Origin of the sequence: Streptomyces sp. NPDC048479 (assembly GCF_040651435.1) — a bacterium.
In the GTDB taxonomy this organism is placed as follows: domain Bacteria; phylum Actinomycetota; class Actinomycetes; order Streptomycetales; family Streptomycetaceae; genus Streptomyces.
On record NZ_JBEZKA010000131.1, the window covers coordinates 1 to 1,095 of the forward strand.

General features: G+C 71.2%; 1 protein-coding gene. It reads right to left on the reverse strand.

What is annotated here, in order from left to right:
- Positions 1–1,095 (reverse strand): DEAD/DEAH box helicase (locus AB0D12_RS41375; protein ID WP_362695285.1); only part of this gene is annotated, 1,095 nt, incomplete at both ends.

The window sequence follows — 1,095 nt, forward strand, 5'->3', positions numbered from 1 at the left end:
GGTGATGGGGATGCCGGAGGGGGGCTGGGCGCCGGTGATGCGGTTGAGTTCGGCTTCGCCGGAGCGGACGTGGGTGGTGTGCGGGGTGATGCCGGCGTCTGCCATGAGGCGTGCCATGTCGCGGCGCTGGTTGGGCAGGACCAGGGTGACGACGCTGCCGGACTCGCCGGCGCGGGCGGTGCGGCCGCCGCGGTGCAGGTAGTCCTTGTGGTCGCTGGGCGGGTCGACGTTGACGACGAGGTCGAGGTTGTCGACGTGGATGCCGCGGGCTGCGACGTTGGTGGCCACCAGCGCGGTGACGTGGCCGGTCTTGAACTGGGCCAGGGTGCGGTTGCGCTGGGGCTGGGACTTGCCGCCGTGCAGCGCGGCGGCGCGTACGCCGCTGTTGAGCAGGTGCTTGGTGAGCTGGTCCACGGCGTGCTTGGTGTCCAGGAACATGATCACGCGGCCGTCGCGGGCTGCGATCTCGGTGGTGGTGGCGTACTTGTCGGCGCCGTGGACGTGCAGGACGTGGTGTTCCATCGTGGTGACCGCGCCCGCGGAGGGGTCGACGGAGTGGACCACCGGGTCGTGGAGGTAGCGGCGCACCAGCAGGTCGACATTGCGGTCCAGGGTGGCCGAGAACAGCATCCGCTGGCCCTCGGGGCGTACCTGGTCGAGGAGTTCGGTGACCTGGGGCATGAAGCCCATGTCGGCCATCTGGTCGGCTTCGTCCAGGACGGTGATGTCCACCCGGTCCAGACGGCAGTCCTTGCGCTCGATGAGGTCCTTGAGGCGGCCCGGCGTCGCCACCACGACCTCGGCCCCGGCGCGCAGCGCACTGGCCTGGCGGCCGATCGACATACCGCCGACCACGGTGGCCAGCCGCAGCTTCAGCGACCGGGCGTAGGGGGTGAGCGCGTCGGTGACCTGCTGAGCCAGCTCGCGGGTCGGAACCAGGACCAGCGCCAGCGGCTGACGTGGCTCGGCACGCCTGCCCTCGGTACGGGCCAGCAACGCCAGACCGAAGGCAAGCGTCTTGCCCGAACCGGTACGCCCGCGGCCCAGCACATCCCGGCCGGCCAGGGAGTTCGGCAGCGTCGCCGCCTGGATCGG